This window comes from Sporosarcina sp. G11-34 (assembly GCF_026931025.1).
This window is the reverse complement of the sequence record NZ_JAHNZW010000004.1, coordinates 139,238-155,169: the sequence shown is the minus strand read 5'-3', so window position 1 is coordinate 155,169 and position 15,932 is coordinate 139,238. Positions and strand designations below refer to the sequence as shown.

Below are 15,932 nucleotides of genomic sequence, written 5' to 3'. Positions count from 1 at the left end.
TAGATTAATTATACCCGATAATCGTTGAAGACACATTCCTTTTGAACTGTATGCAAAGCATTTGAGTGGACAATTGTTTTTTGTTTGTTAAGATTATATAAATAATCAGCGTTGATTCACACTGGAGGTAACATAAATTGTTTGAAGTAATTTATATGAAAGCGGAATTTGAGCCGTGGTGGATGTTTGACGATTGGGAAGAATCTATTATATCACGACAGTCGTTTGCAAATATCGTTGAAAGTAATATGTATCTTAAAGAATTACTCGATAATCTACGAAAAGTTCATCCAAATGAGGCAATGAAAAAAGATTGTTTTTTTGCATTTTGGTCTACAAATGAAAAAGAGTTTTGCGAGGCGTGCGACGAGAATTTGCAAATTTATCACGGGGTTATTTTGATGAAAGAAGGGGAGCCGTTGAAATTATAGAACTATTAAACAACTTAAACTGTCTAATAGTACTATTGACAATCTTTTAATATATGATATAGTTTTAGATAGATAAAATGAGAAATTGACGGATTCACACATTACAAAAAGTAATTGGCCCTGTCAATGCTTTTTGTAATATGTGAATTTTTATTTTCTTGAAAAGTTCCATATTATTATTATTAATGATTTGGAGGTTTTAACATGAAACAAGGCACAGTAAAATGGTTTAACGCTGAAAAAGGTTTCGGTTTTATCGAAATTGAAGGCGAAGATGATGTATTTGTACATTTCTCAGCAATTGAGGGAGATGGATTCAAGTCATTGGATGAAGGCCAATCTGTTGAGTTCGAAGTTGTAGAAGGCAACCGTGGACCACAAGCAGCAAACGTAATTAAACTTTAATCTGATAACAAACCGAAAGAGGCGCCCCGAAAAGTGGGGCGCCTCTTTTTCCATAACAATTATTTACCGAGAGAACTTAAGGCGGAAGTCGCAGCGATGATATTACCGTTACCAGTTTCCATTGCCGATTCACGCTTAACTTCACCAAAACCCGAGACAAAATATTTTCGAATGATCACATCTTTTTCTTTGCTTTCAATCACAATTGCATTGTCAAATGCCTGATAGGGGGTATCGACTTTAACACCTGTTTGAACAATTGTCCAATCTCCAAATACAGTACCCTCAGAAAAAGGTTGTTGCAAATAGACACTAATTGGGTCCATTTTTTCTAATTCTTCGAGTGATGGAAAATCTTTTCTAATATCAACTGTTTTTGAATCCAACATATCGATTCGATCTCCTTGAATTTCAAAAATGCGTCGAAGAAGGGTGCCATTACTGTTTTCGAAGACGATAAAGTAATTTTCACCTACTTGCGAAACTTCATATTCAAAATCGGCTAACTCATTTTCCTCACCTTTAAAATGTCCTTTTGATCCATCCGGCGGAAAATAATCATGCATTGAAATGACGGACTCTACTTCTTTCTTAGCGTCCTTACCACCAGCAGCACCCGCGGGATTGTCAGTAGGTGTTCGGTCTTTTCCACAGGCAGAAACAAGTAGTATTGTCACAAGTAGTAAAGTAAAAATTTTCCATAACTTCATCAAAACCCACTCCTCTTTATTGGTTTTGCCCAATTTGGAGGTAATCATACATTGACAATTGAATGAACAAAAAAATGTCCAAATTTCGGACATTTTTTCTAATTATTTTGCAATGGATTCTAATGATGAAGTGACGACGAATTCTCCTTCACCCATATTCATAATGGATTCACGTTTAACTTCACCGTATCCTTGCACAAAGTATTTTCGGTTCACAAAGTTTTCCTCTTTCATTTCGACGACAATTGCTTTTTCAAATGTTTTGTACGGCGTTTCCACGGCATCTTCAGTTTGTACGATTGTCCAATCGCCAAATTTAGCTCCTTCGGTGAAAGGTTCTTCTAGATATACGCCAATCGGTTGCATAGCTACGATTTCATTTAAAGTGGGGAGAGGTTGTTCAAAATCTACAGGTTGTTCTTCAAGTGTTATTATCTTATGCTCTTCGACTTTGTAAATTTTGCGTAGATAAGATCCGCCATTATTTTCGTAGACTACAAAATAGTGCTTATTTACTTGTACAACTTCAATATCGAGTTCCGCAAATTCATTTCCTTCGCCTTTATAATGTGCTTTTGTTCCATCAGTAAAAAAGAAATCGGATAGTTGAACTCCGGTTTTAGCAGGTTTTTCCGAGGGCTGTTCATCGGGGATTACTTCTGGTATTTCGGGAATATGACCGTTTACTGTCCCGTTATTCTCCTTCTCAACTGGTTTTTCTGTAGGGGTTTGGGTGCTCATGCAAGCAGCAAGCACTACTATTGTTATTAGTATGAAAGTGAGGAAGGTAGACTTTCTCAATTTAAACCACTCCTTTACTCAGTTTTACTCTATTAGACGTTATAAAAAGTATAATGTTTCAGGTGTTGGAAAATAAAAAACCGCCATCCAAATTGGATAGGCGGTTCGTTTTTAGTTTTTCTCTTTCCACTCAAGATATTCATCATATGATGCAAGTTTATCGACAACTGTGCCATCATCACGGATTTCAATTACACGATTTGCAACTGTTTGTATAAACTGTTGGTCATGCGACGTGAAAATCATTGCGCCTTTGAAAGCGATAAGTCCATCGTTCAATGCTTGGATCGATTCTAGGTCCAAGTGGTTCATCGGCTCATCAAGAAGAAGAACGTTTGCACTGTTTAACATCATTTTCGATAACATACAGCGAACTTTTTCTCCACCAGATAGAACAGATGGTTTTTTGTTTACTTCTTCACCTGAGAATAGCATACGTCCAAGGAAACCACGTAGGAATGTTTCAGTTTGATCGTCCGGTGAATATTGACGCAACCATTCAACAAGCGATTGCTCAGAACCTTCGAAGAACTTACTGTTGTCAAGAGGTAGGTATGCACGTGACGTTGTAACACCCCATTTGATCGTTCCAGATTCGGGTTCATTTTCTTCAGCAAGCATTTGAAGAAGCGCTGTTTTTGCAAGTGGATTACCAAGAAGAATTACTTTGTCTTCTCTTCCAATTGTAAATGACGCGTCTTTGAGCATTACTTTACCATCTTGAGTTTTGTTTACATCTTTAACACTAAGAACGTCGTTTCCGATTTCACGACCAATTTGGAAGTTAATGAACGGGTAACGGCGTGATGATGGTTTAATATCATCCAATTCGATTTTTTCAAGTGTCTTTTTACGTGATGTTGCTTGTTTGGATTTTGAAGCGTTAGCACTGAAGCGTGCAACAAATGCTTCAAGTTCTTTAATTTTCTCTTCTTTTTTCTTGTTTTGATCAAGTGACATTTTCAATGCAAGTTGACTTGACTCATACCAGAAATCATAGTTCCCAGGATAGATTTGAATTTTGCTAAAGTCAAGATCCGCAATTTGCGTACATACTTTATTAATAAAGTGGCGGTCATGGGAAACAACGATGACTGTATTGTTAAAGTTAATAAGAAACTCTTCAAGCCATTGAATTGCTTTCAAGTCAAGGTGGTTTGTCGGCTCATCCAAAAGTAGAACATCCGGTTTGCCAAACAATGCCTGTGCAAGTAGCACTTTAACTTTATCAGAACCCGATAGTTCAGCCATTCTTACTTGGTGTAGTTCTTCCGGAAGACCTAATCCTTGAAGAAGAATCGCAGCTTCAGATTCTGCTTCCCAACCGTTTAAATCACCGAATTCTCCTTCAAGTTCAGCTGCGCGCATGCCGTCTTCGTCGGAAAAATCTTCTTTCATATAAATCGCATTTTTTTCTGTCATGATGTCATACAAGCGTTTATGGCCCATAATGACCGTGTCCAGGACAGGGTTTTCTTCATATTCAAAATGGTTTTGTTTCAAAACTGCAAGGCGTTCGTCTTGGGCCATAATAACATTTCCAGACTGTGGATCAAGTTCGCCTGATAATATTTTTAGGAATGTTGATTTTCCCGCACCGTTCGCACCGATAAGTCCATAACAATGACCCGGGTTGAACTGTATATTCACATCTTCAAATAGCTTGCGATCGCCAAACTGAAGGCTTACATTACTTACTGCTATCATAAAAAAATCCTCCTAAATTCACAATGCTCCTAGTATACCACGTAACAAAACTTAATAGCAACAAAGCTTTTAGTGTCAGGGTTTAGAAGGGATAAAATTCAGGGTTCTCACCGGAACATCTCTCAAACTTAATAATTTATCGCGTCATTGAATCCTTTTATCGACTTTATTTCTAATTCTTTAAATGAGTGGCCATAAACCCTTAAAATCATCTTTATATGCCTGAACTTTAGTAAATCCAGCCCGATGCAGTGACTGGCTTATTTCCTCATAGCTAAGGAAAATAAGTTGTACCTTGTCTTCAATTAACACCTTTGTTAAAAAGAAACAGGGAGTTGTGCTTACTATGGAAGATAAGGCTAAGACCACCCAAAATCGAAGACAATGGTGTTCTCGGCGCGTTTATAGAAAGGAGAGGGTTAGTATTTAACCCAACTCAAACCAGTTGTACCTTCACCGGCGTGTACGCCAACGCAGACGCTGAGGGAGACAACTTGAACTTTTAACTTTGGGAATTCTTGCAATAGTTCATTTTTCCAGCTTTCGGCATCTTTCGTATTGTTGCAGTTGATCACTGCGACTTCTGGAACAAAGCCTGTCTCCATGTCGCTCTGAAGTAAAGCCGTCACATGTTTCTTTGCGCGTTTATTCGCACGCACTTTTTCTTTCATTACGGGCTTTCCGTTCTCGAATGTAATTACAACTTTAATATTTAGCAAATTACTTAAAAATGCTTGCGTTCCAGAAACACGACCGCTTTTATGTAGCTGATTTAAATTAGCAGGTATGAAGGATAGCTTGGAGTTTTCTGTTATTTTCTTGATAGCTGTAAAAACATCTGCAACGTCTTGCCCCTTTTCAAGTAGTTCGTTGCCGATTTCAATCATTTTGATCATTGGATAAGAGCCGATTTTCGAGTCAATCGGATAGACCTTGAAGTCCGTCATTTTTGCAGCTGTCTGCGAGCTTTCAAATGTACCGGATAAGCCACTAGAAACATGCAAAGCAATGGCAGAATCATAACCTTCTTTTTGCAATTTTTCATAAAGAGCAACCATCTCGCCAATCGCGGGTTGGGAGGTTTTTGGGGGAACCTTTGTCACGCGCAATTTGTCGTAAAACTCTTCCTGTGTCAAATCTACAGTTTCCCTAAAGGTACTATCTCCAAATACGACACTTAAGGGTAAAATATGTACGTTATATTTATGGATGAAAGATTCATCTAGCTGTGCAGCTGTATCCGTAATCCAAGCAATTTTCTTAGTCATCCAAAATTCTCCTCTGTGATGCATATTTTATGCTTTAGAATCAGCTATCTATTATCGCTAATTTACACTACAGGGTAATAAAGTACTAGTGATAGTCGTCATATATAGAAGAAGTTTCGAATAAGGCGACATAATTTGAACATATAATGATAAAATTTTACTTCTAAATAGGCCGAATAAATGACATTAACGCGAATTCGATGGATGTTTAATTTGAATAGCCTACAACGATAAATGACCACCTTACCCGCTTAATGGGTAGGTGGTCATTTATCGTTTTTAGTCAGTTTGAATTTGTGCCATTTTACTAGCTTTGTGTCTTTGGTAGCCTAGTCGAATATTTTGTGAAAAGACGAATCCAAATCCGAATAAATAAGAACTACTTAGATCTTCTTGGAAGGTTATATATAAGACACTAGCTAGGAAGAACATTAAAAAGTAGATAAGAACTTGCATACGACCATCATCCAAAAATATTTCGACGTTTTGTATGGGTGTTCTACTGCGAACCAATCCAAGAATTGCTAAAGAAAACAATCCAATTATTGAAGCAATCGAATACGTGCTTTAGTAGTCGATTGCCAAAAAGAAAAGAGTGGAAACAAGTGCGAGAATTTCAAGCAACTGTTTGAACACTATAATTATTTTCCACATAGATTGTCCCCTCTAAACCGGTTTCAGTTCAAGTCCAGTGATTTTCGATAAATGTATCCCTTCCGGAGCGGGCGCGGTCTTCTTCGTAATGTACTTTTTCTTTTTTGTAGTAATCTTGATGATATTCTTCCGCACGGTAAAATGTTTCGGCGGGGCGAATTGGCGTCACGATTGGTTTATTGAAAATCCCACTTGCACCGAGCTTTTCTTTAGAAATTTCTGCAAGTTCACGTTGTTTATCCGTGTAATAGAATATCGCTGTTGTATAGGAGTGTCCGCGATCTTGGAATTGGCCTTCCGCATCGGTTGGATCAATCTGTTGCCAAAATAGCTCCAACAGTTTGTCATATGGAAACTTTGTAGGATCATATGTAATTTCAACGACTTCTAAATGGCCCGAGTCACCTTTTTTTACATCTTCATATGTAGGATCTGTGACATGTCCACCCATATAACCAGACACAATATCGTGTATACCGTCCCAATCTTTAAATGGTTTCACCATACACCAAAAACATCCGCCGGCAAACGAGGCTTTTTCAAAGGTTTTTCCAATCATTAGTAACAACTTCCTTCCATTATATATTCATAGAAACATCATATCATAACAGATGATTACAAAATGAAAAAGAGCACCTATTAAGTGCTCTTTCCATATAAGAGGTGCCCGTGAGCGGCTAATGGATGGATCTGTGGATATTAGTAAATGAAGCTCGCACCAATGATAATTAGTAGTATGAAAAGCACCACAATCAATGCAAAAGAACCCGTGCCACCTTGTTGTTCGTAGCCCATAATTAACACCGCCTTTCTTAGAGGATCTATATCTAGCATATGTATCTTTATAGAAAGGAGATGGGGAAATGCCTGAATAAAAAAGCGTCATAAACGAAACACTTCGTTTATGACGCCATAATTTATCGTGCCTGTGCATTCAATGAAGTTAGTAGATTGGTTGATTTTAATCTGTCTCTAACGAGAATGCCAGCCCAGGCCGCTAGTCCCGCTTTCATGAATCCAACAATGATGAAAGGTACAAAGCCACTAGCAAATGCAGCTGTCCATGAAAGGTTGGCACTGAACATTAACCAAACAGTTCCGAATATCAATGCGATAAAGGTGCCAAGAATGTTCGCAAGTACTGCATTTCTAATTGTAAAGCTCGTCTTTTCAAGAAAATACCCTATAATAAATGCAGTTGGGATAAATCCGACTAAATATCCTCCGGTAGGGCCGACCAAGATTCCTAAACCACCAGACATTTGTGCGAAGACTGGCATGCCGATTGCACCCATACATAAATAAAGTAAAACCGAAAGTGTCCCATACCTAGAACCTAATATCGTTGCGGCAAGTCCTATTGCCAGTGTTTGTCCAGTAATCGGAACAAGTGGTAACGGCACAGTAATTTGTGCCAAGATGCCAATAATGGCGGCAAATAGTGCAGAAATGATCATCATTCTTAGTTTAAAGCTAGATTCCGTCATTACGTATAATTCCTCCTGTTTTAGGTTAACCATTAAACTTGCCAGGTTTACTCATTTATTATATCGCAATCTATTTGAATACGTCAACAAGTTTCGTGTTTGGATATCTTCGTACATAAGTTATTGAAATAGACACAAACTTAATTTGAAAAAGTGATAAAAAAGTTCTAGGTAGAGTATATGCTATTCGTAGCGGTCTATCTGATATAATAAGTACAAAGGTAGCAACCAAGACGATTGTCGTTCGTCCTAATTGTAAGATTGTTTTTTGGAGGAATAGTAATGGATGAAAATTATGAAGAACCGATACTGAAAAGAAAGAAAAAAAGAAAACTTCGTCTAGGTAGGGTTATTTTAACATGTTCAATGCTTGTCTTTATTGCTGCTGGACTTTATTCTTTCGTTCAATACAATGCGGGAAAAGCGATTGGCAAAGGAAATGCCATCGATCCCGGTTCGTTTAAAGGGGATGCGATTCACCCGAAATACGCAACGATTGAAAATTATTTGCTTCTGGGCGTCGATGATGATGGAAGTGGGAAATCGCGAACGGATACAATGATGGTACTTTCTTGGAATAAAAGTACTGGCACAATGAATGTTATTTCATTTATGAGAGATATTTACGCGGAAATTCCTGGATACAAATCGTACAAACTAAATACGGCGTACTATCTTGCGGGAGTGCAAACCGTTAAAGATACGATCACTGGAATGTTTGGCATTCCGATTCATCATTACGCAATTGTCGATTTTGAAAACTTCGAATCCATCGTGGATATTGCTTTTCCAAAAGGCGTAGAAATTGATGTCAAAAAAGAAATGTCGGAAAAAATCGGAGTGACACTGACACCTGGGAAAAAGAAACTAAACGGGAAAGAGCTACTTGGTTATGCTCGTTTTCGCGCTGACCGTGAAGGGGACTTCGGACGTGTTACACGTCAACAAGAAGTAATTTCTGCAATGAAAGATGAAGCTTTACAACCGGGAATGATTATGGCAGCCCCGAAACTTGCAGGTGCGGTATCTAGTTTTGTTCAAACAGATCTATCTTCAAAGGATGAAATTTCCCGTGCGATTTCTTTAGTTTTAAAAAGAGGTGCGAAAGTAGAAACAATGACGGTGCCGGTTGAAGGGACGTATTCTTTTAACTCTTACTCTCATGCGGGTTCTGTTATTGAAGTAGACATTGAAAAAAACAAAGAAGAAATCTCGAACTTTCTTGAAATCCCGCTCGAATAACTATATACGTTTAAAAAAAGAATTCTACTCGATTCGCTAGGGGATGCCTTCACTAAGTTCATGTTTGTATTTACAAGTTCAACATATATAGTAAACACTTATGAAAGAAGGGGAGGCATTTGGACATTGAAGGCAATCAGCAACAACTAAGAAAAGATAAAGTTGCGACTAATGTGATACGTTTTCTCGGAGGACGAAATACATTATTTGTTTTAACCTCAATTTTATTAATCGGATTAATCATTTTGATATTCAACAAAATTTCGTTCGTATTTTACCCTTTAACAGTATTTTTTTCAACAGTTGTTTTACCGGTTATACTTGCAACAATCGCTTATTATTTACTAAGACCTATTTTACGTGGATTGGAAAGAATTCGAATTCCGCGTATATGGGGAATTTTAATCATTTTCGTTGGAGCGATTGGCCTAATTACTTTACTTGTTTTTCTCGTGCTACCATTTTTAAAATTTCAATTTCATAATCTCGTTGAAGAGTTTCCAACCTACTTTAAAGAATTAATGTTAACAATGGATACATTTTTCCGAACCTCTTTTTTCGCTCCTTATTATGAAGGACTTGATATTAACGCGAAAACATTAGTGGATACGGCCCCCGCGAATATCGGGAAGTTTTTCACGGATATGATTGGTGGAATTGCAGTTGGCGTAACTTCATTTGTTTCCGCGTTGACGGGGTTTGTATTAGCGATTGTTACAGTTCCATTTATTTTGTTTTATTTGTTGAAAGATGGGGAGAAGCTTCCTCGATTTTTTGTGAGGATTTTGCCACCACGTATACGTATGGATGCTAAAATTATTTTACGCGATGCGGACAACCAGATTAGTTCCTATATACTGGGACAAATTCTAGTTGCGATATGCATTGGCATAATGGTTTCGATTGGATTTTTTATAATCGGGATGGATTATGCGCTTTTACTCGGAGTGCTTGCGATGTTTACGAGCGTAGTTCCATATTTGGGTCCGCTAATTGCAATTACGCCGGCGGTAATTATTGCGATTGTTTCATCTCCTTGGATGCTTCTTAAACTGGCGGCTGTTTGGACAATTGTGCAGTTGATTGATGGAAAGTTGATTTCACCGCAAATTATGGGAAAATCACTACAAATACATCCCATTACAATTATTTTTGTATTACTAACTGCTGGGTCTCTTTTTGGTGTACCGGGTGTCGTTTTAGGAATTCCAGGTTACGCTTTATTAAAAGTTGTCGTTACGCATTTATTCAAATTGTTAAAACTACGCTATAATAAATATGAATCAAATCCCGAATACTATTATGAAAATACAGATATTCAAAAAGTGAAAGGGTAGGGGGATACTATGTTGAAAGACTTTTCTTCATCCATCGTATATGGAAAAATAACTTTGGACACAATTGTTGATGGACCAAATATCGCTTTCGGAGAAACACTTTCGGGAAAGGTTTATATCGAAGGCGAAGAAAGTGAAGAACTAATTGATGAGGTTGTAATGGAGTTGCTGAAGCATTCCGAAACAAAGGATCAAGTCATTGCAAAACTCGCGTTTGAAATAGTGAGTGCAGAAAAGTCAAAAGAAACATGGATGATTTCATTTGAATTGGTTCCTGATGAACGATGGGAAATGGAAGCAGATAACGAGTCACTTAGTTTACGAACGACTATGTATCTTAAAAATGGAGTCAATGTACAAGGGCAAGATTCAATCACTTATAAGTAAGGTTTAGCGTACCCTGTTCGACGGGTGCGTTTTTTAATTGTACACTAAGGCCTTAGTGTACAATTAAGGAAAGAATTCGAGGAGGAATACAATGGAAAGAATCATACCTGTTTTTCATTCGTTATCAAAGAGCCTGCGTACTATACAAAGGAAAAGTAGTGGGGAAATTTCAATTGTGCAAAGTTCGATTTTATATGAACTTTCATTAATGAAAAGTCCGTCTATGCAAACAGTTGCAGAAGCTGTGGATATGGATATAACTACTTTCTCTAGGCAAATCAGAACGCTAGAAAAGAAAGAGCTTCTTCTGAAAACTCCATTCGCTGATGATCGTAGAATATTCATCCTTTCCTTAACAGAACAAGGAAAAAGTATAGTGGAATTAATTAATAACGAAATTTCTTTGGAAGTAAAAAAAGCCTTTACGTCCATGAGCGACTTTGAACAAGAAACGGTAATAAGGTCAATGCAAATGTTAACAAGGCGCTTAAAAGAGCTTTAGACCGCTTTGTCGAGATAGTTGCATAACTCAACTAAGCATATGTGTTGATGCTTGTACTATGCAAGTTGTTTCGATTGATGATTGCATGTTGCAAGTGACTGCGAGAATGATTAGTTGTAAAATGCAACCGCCTTTATTATTGTTTGCAAAATGCAAGAATAAATTGATTGGCATAGCTAAATACGCAAAAAAACAACGCTTCGGCAAGAGGCGTTGTTTTTTGTCGTTTGAATGGTTTTCGATTAAGTAAATAAGCTAAAGTAAGTTAAAATATAAATGATGACAGGAATTGTTAATAATGCAAGGACGGTAGCTAATACAGTTGTAATTGCACCCATATCCTTGTCGGCAGAGTATTTTGCGAATAGTATGGATGCCAATGTGAGTGTGGGCATCATCGATTGTATAAGCACTGTCTGAACGATTGTCATATTTAAGTGAAAATAACCGATCAATAATGCCACCAATGCTGGCAGCATCATAAGTTTAACAGAGATAGGTATCCATACCTTTAACCCACTCTCTTTTACTTTTGAAAACTTTAATGTCATTACAAGAATACCTATGTAAAACATTGCTAATGGCGCAGCTAATGCAGATAATTGATCGACTAGATTTATGATTAAAGCTGGAGGTCTATAATGAAAGTAAGAGATAATAAGTCCAACGAAAATCGAAACAAGTGGAATATTAATCATTGATTTAAATGTTTGAAGCCCAATAGATTTACCCTTTTGTAACATTAGGACACCTACAGTCCAGATTGTAAAATCCACACCAGCATCGAAAATTGCTGCGTACAATGCACCTTCTGGTCCAATTAGGACCGCACATAATGGAATGCCAATAAATCCTGTATTACCAAGACCGGCCAGTAAAGCTAATTCTACATGTTTATTCGATTTATTATAAAAAGTAAATGAAAGTAACCAGCCTACGCCAATCCCGACAACATTAATTAAGATGGATAAGAGAAATACAAGAATAATCGTACTAAATGTATCGTCATCCATTTTTACATTGAAAATACTAGATAAAATAATGCTTGGCATCGCTATATTGACAATTAAACTGATGAAAACCCCCCGTGTATCTTCATTAAAACTGAATGTTTTTGAAAGGGCTGCACCGATTAGTATCATTAAGTAAATAATTGCGATTGATTGAATCACAATACTTAGTTCCATGTATATTAACGCCTTTATTTAGTTTTTGCGACACACCCGAATAATAAAAAAAGATTGGGTCTCGACGTTTGTTTACAAGTGCTCTTTCTTTAATAATAGTGAGCGCTTGTTTAATTGGATTTGGTCAAGGAGTTCTTTTTCCTTTACTAATATTAAAAGCATTGGACCGTGCGGGACCTTATCAAGGTGATCGTGCAGTCGCTATAACAAGTAGCTGTATATTTATTGGACAGTTTTTATCGCCAATTGTACTTGATGGCATTGGAGGGATAAGTTCCAACCCATCTATTCGATTTCAATACGGAGTTCTGGCAATTTTCATATTGATAACGGTTACTATAACTATGATTATTTTACTAAAGCATTCTCATCAATTATCAAATCGAATCAGCGGTACTACTTGAAATACAAAAGTTAGTTAATAGGACGAAGAGCCAACATCACCATTTTAGATTTGGATGTATACTGTCAAAGGAATTGGAAATACTAACAAATCAACACAGAAGTTCGGAAAGGAGCAGTTATGTATGGCGAAAGAAAGACCCCCACATGAAAGAATGACCGACAAAAATAATGGTCTGACCTCCGCACAAGAAGTACTGTATAATGAAGAATTTAAAAAAGCAGACAATGCTGTGAAAAACAAAGAAAACAAGAAAAAATAATCACATCCGCTATTAGTAATTCGATTATATGAGCCAAAACGAAAAGCCAGCAATCTCAAAAGAGATACTGGCTTTTTTATTTCAATCTAATCAGACGCCACGTTTGTTTCCCCAAATAAGCGTATGCAATTGCGGTAAAACTTTGGCATCGTTCATAATTGGCGATTGAACAGTTTGTTCGATGAGCCATTCATATCGATGTAGTAATGTAGACACAAGTTCTGCGTCATCAGTTGTTGTCGTATCGCTGTTTCCTGTTTGAAGAAAGAAGGGAACGCGAGGATAACGAAGATGAACTGTTTCAGCAAATTTGAAGTCCTCTTCATCGAAAATGACGATTTTTAAGCTCGTATTCGAATGAACCAGTTTTTCTATAAATAAATCTAGTTTGTTGAAATCGGTAGTCATTCCCGAACTTGGTGGTTTCGGGGATAATGTGATGTCGTCGATTTTCAACAACCAGTCTTGCCAGAATGAAGCTTGCGTTTCAACCGCGACTTGCCATCCTTTTTCATGGCATTGATCGACAAGACCATCGATACTTTTGTGAAGCGCAGGGTTTCCACCTGAAATCGTTACATGTGAAAAAGACTGTCCCCCGATTTCTTGAAGTTCTTCTATGATTTCACTAGGGTATTTCAACGTACTACGTCCCGTGCCATCCCATGTAAATTTCGAATCACACCACGAGCAAGAATAATCACAACCAGCCGTTCGGACAAACATCGTTTTCTGCCCCATAACCATTCCTTCGCCTTGAATCGTTGGACCGAATACCTCCATTACAGGAACTTTCATAGGACTTCCTCCTGTTCAGGACGATAGATGACGTAGCTTGTTGGTGTTTCTCGGACAATGACTTGAAGGCAGATTGGTTTGTTGCTTCTTGTGCGAAGCTCATTTTGAATTGATTTTCCAATTTGTTCGGCCAATCGTTCGGTTGTTGGAAAGTATTCTTTGAATTCAGGATGATCATTCAACACAGAATGGTCGTATTTATCGTGTATGAGGTTTTTAAGTTGCTTGAAGTCGATTAGAAAACCGAGTGTGTCAAGCTCATTACCTCCGATAGTTATATTTATATGATACGTATGACCATGCATGACTTGGCATTTTCCAGCATTTTCGTTCGGAATGAAATGTGCTGCGGAAAAATGCATATCTTTGTTTAATTCAAAACGGTACGCATGTTGAACTTGCGGATAAAATTGCTGTATCATTTGGAAACACCTACCGATTTTGTAGCTAAATAAGTTGTAAGTCCTTCGTTCCGTAATATACAAGCAGGGCACTCGCCACAACCAGAACTTGGAACTCCGTTATAACAAGTAAGTGTTTTCTTCTGAACAAAGTCGAGCACATTTAGTTCATCAGCTAATGCCCACACTTCAGACTTGTCGAGCCACATTAAAGGCGTATGGATAACAAATCGTCCGTCCATTGCTAAATTCAGTGTCACATTCAATGATTTTATAAAATTATCACGGCAATCGGGATACCCGCTAAAATCGGTTTCACTCACACCTGTGATTAAGTGCCGAGCTCCGATTGCATCGGCATAGACCGCAGCAAATGAAAAGAACAGATGATTTCTACCAGGAACAAAAGTCGAAGGTAATTCGCCTTCAACTTCTTTCACTTCGATATCATCTCTCGTTAAGGCATTCGCCGACAGCTGATTTATTAAATTCATATCGAGTACTTTGAATGATACCCCGAGCTCCTTCGCAATTTGTCGAGCACACTCGATTTCTTCTGAGTGTCGCTGACCATAGTCAAATGTGACTGTTGCCACTTCACGGAAATTTTTCAATGCCCAAAATAGGCATGTCGTACTGTCTTGGCCACCACTAAAAACAACTACTGCTTTTTCGTCTTTCAAAATAAACATCTCCTTAGTTTTTTAGAGAGGGAAGTTTGCGAACCTCTTTTTGGGACAGAGTTAATAATAGCATATGTAGTGAATAGATGTAGAGTATTACTGTCCGCTAGGCAAACACATATTTCGTCCCGCAAACATAAGGTATTAAAAAGCGGAAGGAAGTCGTTTATTGAAGAAAAAACAAGTACCTGTCTTAAAGACTAAGTCGTCTAGGTCCAAATGGTCCTTTTTTGAAGTACTAGGTATGTTGTTGGTTTTCATATCGCTTTTGATTCTTTTTTTCTATCCCAATTCACTTTCAAGATTCTTTAACACGATAATCCAAGAAGTAAAACCAATCGTTGTCGATATATTTTTAACAGGTGAAGTAGGGATTGCGATTATTGTAAGTGTAATTTTTGGTCGTCTTTTGGAACGATTAGGATTTACGGACGGCTTGATTCGAATTTTTGTACCTATTATGAAATGGTTTAAGATTAATCCTTCAGTCATCATTCCAAGTGCTTATAATATTCTCGGTGATATTAATGCGGCGGGTAAAATTTCGGCACCAATACTAGTCAAAGCAAAAGCGACTAAATCGGAACAGAAAATAGCTGTTGCGACAATGGTTCAATCTCCACAATCTTTTGCAACTTTAGTGTTGGGTTTAATCGCGCTATCGGTTTTCAATATCCATGCATTTCCGTTAATTGTTCTTTCAATTTTTCTTCCTATTGTCGTCGTACCATTTATTTTATCAATCACACTTTATAGAGATACAAAGAGGGTTGAATTAGAGGAGTTACCCCGTTTTACACCGAACACAAAACTTCTTCATACGATATTTTATTCGGCAAAAGAAGGTGCGGAACTTCTTTTTTTGACAATCATTCCGGCTGTTGCAGCTGTATTCTTTTTTATCGGTGCCTTAAAGTTTTTTGGTGTTTGGGGAGGGATTGAAACGAGCCTGTCAACCGTCTTGACGTTAATGGGGATTGAACCATCTACAGGAATTATCTCAATTCTTGCGGCTCCTACGTTGGCGGTTGCTCAACTTGCTGAACTAGCGAGTACGGTTGATCCGCGATTAGTCGTTGGTTCGTTTATTCTCGCCAATTCCGGACTCCCTTTGTCGGTTATTTTTGGTCAAGTTCCATTAACTTGGTCAGGAATATCTAGTCTTAACGAAAAAGAAGTTCTAGAGGCTGCAATTATTGGAATGATTATTCGGTTCATGACAGCCTGTGTTTTGGCGTACTATTTAACGCCATTTTTGGTGGGCTAA

The 15,932-nt window shown here is 37.7% G+C and carries 21 protein-coding genes and 1 riboswitch; of the genes, 9 read left to right on the top strand and 12 right to left on the bottom strand.

Annotation, left to right across the window (positions count from 1 at the left end):
- Nucleotides 1-137 precede the first annotated feature (137 nt).
- Nucleotides 138-431, top strand: a complete 294-nt coding sequence (locus tag KSU66_RS07020; protein ID WP_269050717.1) for a DUF1033 family protein — start codon at nucleotides 138-140, stop codon at nucleotides 429-431.
- A 204-nt stretch (nucleotides 432-635) separates the two neighbouring features.
- Nucleotides 636-836, top strand: coding sequence for a cold-shock protein (locus KSU66_RS07015; protein WP_269050716.1), 201 nt, complete (start codon nucleotides 636-638; stop codon nucleotides 834-836).
- 59 nt (nucleotides 837-895) lie between these two features.
- Here the strand turns inward: KSU66_RS07015 and KSU66_RS07010 are convergent, their stop codons facing one another.
- The 8 genes from KSU66_RS07010 to KSU66_RS06975 form a co-directional block, all read right to left on the bottom strand.
- A complete protein-coding gene (locus KSU66_RS07010) occupies nucleotides 896-1,546 on the bottom strand; it encodes a hypothetical protein (RefSeq protein ID WP_269050715.1) in 651 nt (216 codons plus the stop codon).
- 102 nt (nucleotides 1,547-1,648) lie between these two features.
- Complete coding sequence (locus tag KSU66_RS07005) at nucleotides 1,649-2,287, bottom strand: hypothetical protein (protein ID WP_269050714.1); 639 nt, start codon at nucleotides 2,285-2,287, stop codon at nucleotides 1,649-1,651.
- Nucleotides 2,288-2,458: 171 nt separating this feature from the next.
- Nucleotides 2,459-4,054 carry an ABC-F family ATP-binding cassette domain-containing protein gene (locus tag KSU66_RS07000; protein WP_269050713.1) on the bottom strand — a complete coding sequence of 532 codons (1,596 nt, stop codon included), beginning with the start codon at nucleotides 4,052-4,054 and terminating at the stop codon, nucleotides 2,459-2,461.
- A gap of 419 nt (nucleotides 4,055-4,473) precedes the next feature.
- Nucleotides 4,474-5,322 carry a DegV family protein gene (locus tag KSU66_RS06995; protein ID WP_269050712.1) on the bottom strand — a complete coding sequence of 283 codons (849 nt, stop codon included), beginning with the start codon at nucleotides 5,320-5,322 and terminating at the stop codon, nucleotides 4,474-4,476.
- Between the two features lie 279 nt (nucleotides 5,323-5,601).
- Nucleotides 5,602-5,835: a hypothetical protein gene (locus tag KSU66_RS06990; RefSeq protein ID WP_269050711.1), complete on the bottom strand. Its 234-nt coding sequence runs from the start codon at nucleotides 5,833-5,835 to the stop codon at nucleotides 5,602-5,604.
- Nucleotides 5,836-6,004: 169 nt separating this feature from the next.
- A complete protein-coding gene (gene msrA / locus KSU66_RS06985; RefSeq protein ID WP_269050710.1) occupies nucleotides 6,005-6,535 on the bottom strand; it encodes a peptide-methionine (S)-S-oxide reductase MsrA in 531 nt (176 codons plus the stop codon).
- A 140-nt stretch (nucleotides 6,536-6,675) separates the two neighbouring features.
- Entirely contained in the window at nucleotides 6,676-6,771 is a 96-nt protein-coding gene (locus KSU66_RS06980; protein WP_269050709.1) for a YjcZ family sporulation protein, read from the bottom strand.
- 122 nt (nucleotides 6,772-6,893) lie between these two features.
- Nucleotides 6,894-7,463 carry a biotin transporter BioY gene (locus KSU66_RS06975; protein ID WP_269050708.1) on the bottom strand — a complete coding sequence of 190 codons (570 nt, stop codon included), beginning with the start codon at nucleotides 7,461-7,463 and terminating at the stop codon, nucleotides 6,894-6,896.
- A 282-nt stretch (nucleotides 7,464-7,745) separates the two neighbouring features.
- Here KSU66_RS06975 and KSU66_RS06970 point away from each other — a divergent pair, with 282 nt between their 5' ends.
- The 4 genes from KSU66_RS06970 to KSU66_RS06955 all read left to right on the top strand — a co-directional run bounded on the left by KSU66_RS06970 (nucleotide 7,746) and on the right by KSU66_RS06955 (nucleotide 10,931).
- Complete coding sequence (locus KSU66_RS06970; protein WP_269050707.1) at nucleotides 7,746-8,705, top strand: LCP family protein; 960 nt, start codon at nucleotides 7,746-7,748, stop codon at nucleotides 8,703-8,705.
- A 125-nt stretch (nucleotides 8,706-8,830) separates the two neighbouring features.
- The gene (locus tag KSU66_RS06965; RefSeq protein WP_269050933.1) at nucleotides 8,831-10,042 is read left to right on the top strand and encodes an AI-2E family transporter; all 1,212 of its coding nucleotides are present in this window, start codon (nucleotides 8,831-8,833) and stop codon (nucleotides 10,040-10,042) included.
- A 9-nt stretch (nucleotides 10,043-10,051) separates the two neighbouring features.
- Complete coding sequence (locus KSU66_RS06960; protein WP_269050706.1) at nucleotides 10,052-10,429, top strand: sporulation protein; 378 nt, start codon at nucleotides 10,052-10,054, stop codon at nucleotides 10,427-10,429.
- A 91-nt stretch (nucleotides 10,430-10,520) separates the two neighbouring features.
- The gene (locus KSU66_RS06955; RefSeq protein ID WP_269050705.1) at nucleotides 10,521-10,931 is read left to right on the top strand and encodes a MarR family winged helix-turn-helix transcriptional regulator; all 411 of its coding nucleotides are present in this window, start codon (nucleotides 10,521-10,523) and stop codon (nucleotides 10,929-10,931) included.
- A gap of 242 nt (nucleotides 10,932-11,173) precedes the next feature.
- Here KSU66_RS06955 and KSU66_RS06950 read toward each other — a convergent pair whose 3' ends face one another.
- Nucleotides 11,174-12,118 carry an AEC family transporter gene (locus tag KSU66_RS06950; protein WP_269050704.1) on the bottom strand — a complete coding sequence of 315 codons (945 nt, stop codon included), beginning with the start codon at nucleotides 12,116-12,118 and terminating at the stop codon, nucleotides 11,174-11,176.
- Between the two features lie 98 nt (nucleotides 12,119-12,216).
- On the opposite strand from KSU66_RS06950, the gene KSU66_RS06945 reads away from it, so the two are divergent.
- Together KSU66_RS06945 and KSU66_RS06940 are read left to right on the top strand one after the other, a co-directional pair.
- On the top strand, nucleotides 12,217-12,522 hold the full coding sequence (locus KSU66_RS06945; RefSeq protein WP_269050703.1) for a hypothetical protein: 306 nt from the start codon (nucleotides 12,217-12,219) through the stop codon (nucleotides 12,520-12,522).
- A gap of 123 nt (nucleotides 12,523-12,645) precedes the next feature.
- Nucleotides 12,646-12,783, top strand: coding sequence for a YfhE family protein (locus tag KSU66_RS06940; RefSeq protein ID WP_269050702.1), 138 nt, complete (start codon nucleotides 12,646-12,648; stop codon nucleotides 12,781-12,783).
- Nucleotides 12,784-12,873: 90 nt separating this feature from the next.
- On the opposite strand, the gene queE is transcribed toward KSU66_RS06940, so the two are convergent.
- The 3 genes from queE to queC are packed head-to-tail and all read right to left on the bottom strand — an operon-like array spanning nucleotide 12,874 to nucleotide 14,665.
- The gene (gene queE / locus KSU66_RS06935) at nucleotides 12,874-13,581 is read right to left on the bottom strand and encodes a 7-carboxy-7-deazaguanine synthase QueE (RefSeq protein WP_269050701.1); all 708 of its coding nucleotides are present in this window, start codon (nucleotides 13,579-13,581) and stop codon (nucleotides 12,874-12,876) included.
- Complete coding sequence (gene queD, locus KSU66_RS06930) at nucleotides 13,578-14,003, bottom strand: 6-carboxytetrahydropterin synthase QueD (protein ID WP_269050700.1); 426 nt, start codon at nucleotides 14,001-14,003, stop codon at nucleotides 13,578-13,580. The genes queE and queD overlap by 4 nt, the downstream gene beginning before the upstream one ends.
- Nucleotides 14,000-14,665: a 7-cyano-7-deazaguanine synthase QueC gene (gene queC, locus KSU66_RS06925; protein WP_269050699.1), complete on the bottom strand. Its 666-nt coding sequence runs from the start codon at nucleotides 14,663-14,665 to the stop codon at nucleotides 14,000-14,002. The genes queD and queC overlap by 4 nt, the downstream gene beginning before the upstream one ends.
- Nucleotides 14,666-14,672: 7 nt before the next feature.
- Nucleotides 14,673-14,717, bottom strand: a riboswitch (PreQ1 riboswitch).
- A 117-nt stretch (nucleotides 14,718-14,834) separates the two neighbouring features.
- Between queC and KSU66_RS06920 the strand changes: the two genes are divergently transcribed.
- A complete protein-coding gene (locus KSU66_RS06920) occupies nucleotides 14,835-15,932 on the top strand; it encodes a hypothetical protein (RefSeq protein ID WP_269050698.1) in 1,098 nt (365 codons plus the stop codon).

What these genes read in the sequence shown, in the direction of transcription:
- KSU66_RS07010 (WP_269050715.1), bottom strand. Translation starts at nt 1,546, where the DNA reads ATGAAGTTATGGAAAATTTTTACTTTACTACTTGTGACAATACTACTT.
- KSU66_RS06955 (WP_269050705.1), top strand. Translation starts at nt 10,521, where the DNA reads ATGGAAAGAATCATACCTGTTTTTCATTCGTTATCAAAGAGCCTGCGT.
- KSU66_RS06940 (WP_269050702.1), top strand. Translation starts at nt 12,646, where the DNA reads ATGGCGAAAGAAAGACCCCCACATGAAAGAATGACCGACAAAAATAAT.
- KSU66_RS06995 (WP_269050712.1), bottom strand. Translation starts at nt 5,322, where the DNA reads ATGACTAAGAAAATTGCTTGGATTACGGATACAGCTGCACAGCTAGAT.
- KSU66_RS06950 (WP_269050704.1), bottom strand. Translation starts at nt 12,118, where the DNA reads ATGGAACTAAGTATTGTGATTCAATCAATCGCAATTATTTACTTAATG.
- KSU66_RS07005 (WP_269050714.1), bottom strand. Translation starts at nt 2,287, where the DNA reads ATGAGCACCCAAACCCCTACAGAAAAACCAGTTGAGAAGGAGAATAAC.
- KSU66_RS06970 (WP_269050707.1), top strand. Translation starts at nt 7,746, where the DNA reads ATGGATGAAAATTATGAAGAACCGATACTGAAAAGAAAGAAAAAAAGA.
- msrA (WP_269050710.1), bottom strand. Translation starts at nt 6,535, where the DNA reads ATGATTGGAAAAACCTTTGAAAAAGCCTCGTTTGCCGGCGGATGTTTT.
- queE (WP_269050701.1), bottom strand. Translation starts at nt 13,581, where the DNA reads ATGAAAGTTCCTGTAATGGAGGTATTCGGTCCAACGATTCAAGGCGAA.
- KSU66_RS07015 (WP_269050716.1), top strand. Translation starts at nt 636, where the DNA reads ATGAAACAAGGCACAGTAAAATGGTTTAACGCTGAAAAAGGTTTCGGT.
- KSU66_RS06975 (WP_269050708.1), bottom strand. Translation starts at nt 7,463, where the DNA reads ATGACGGAATCTAGCTTTAAACTAAGAATGATGATCATTTCTGCACTA.
- KSU66_RS07000 (WP_269050713.1), bottom strand. Translation starts at nt 4,054, where the DNA reads ATGATAGCAGTAAGTAATGTAAGCCTTCAGTTTGGCGATCGCAAGCTA.
- queD (WP_269050700.1), bottom strand. Translation starts at nt 14,003, where the DNA reads ATGATACAGCAATTTTATCCGCAAGTTCAACATGCGTACCGTTTTGAA.
- KSU66_RS06980 (WP_269050709.1), bottom strand. Translation starts at nt 6,771, where the DNA reads ATGGGCTACGAACAACAAGGTGGCACGGGTTCTTTTGCATTGATTGTG.
- KSU66_RS06960 (WP_269050706.1), top strand. Translation starts at nt 10,052, where the DNA reads ATGTTGAAAGACTTTTCTTCATCCATCGTATATGGAAAAATAACTTTG.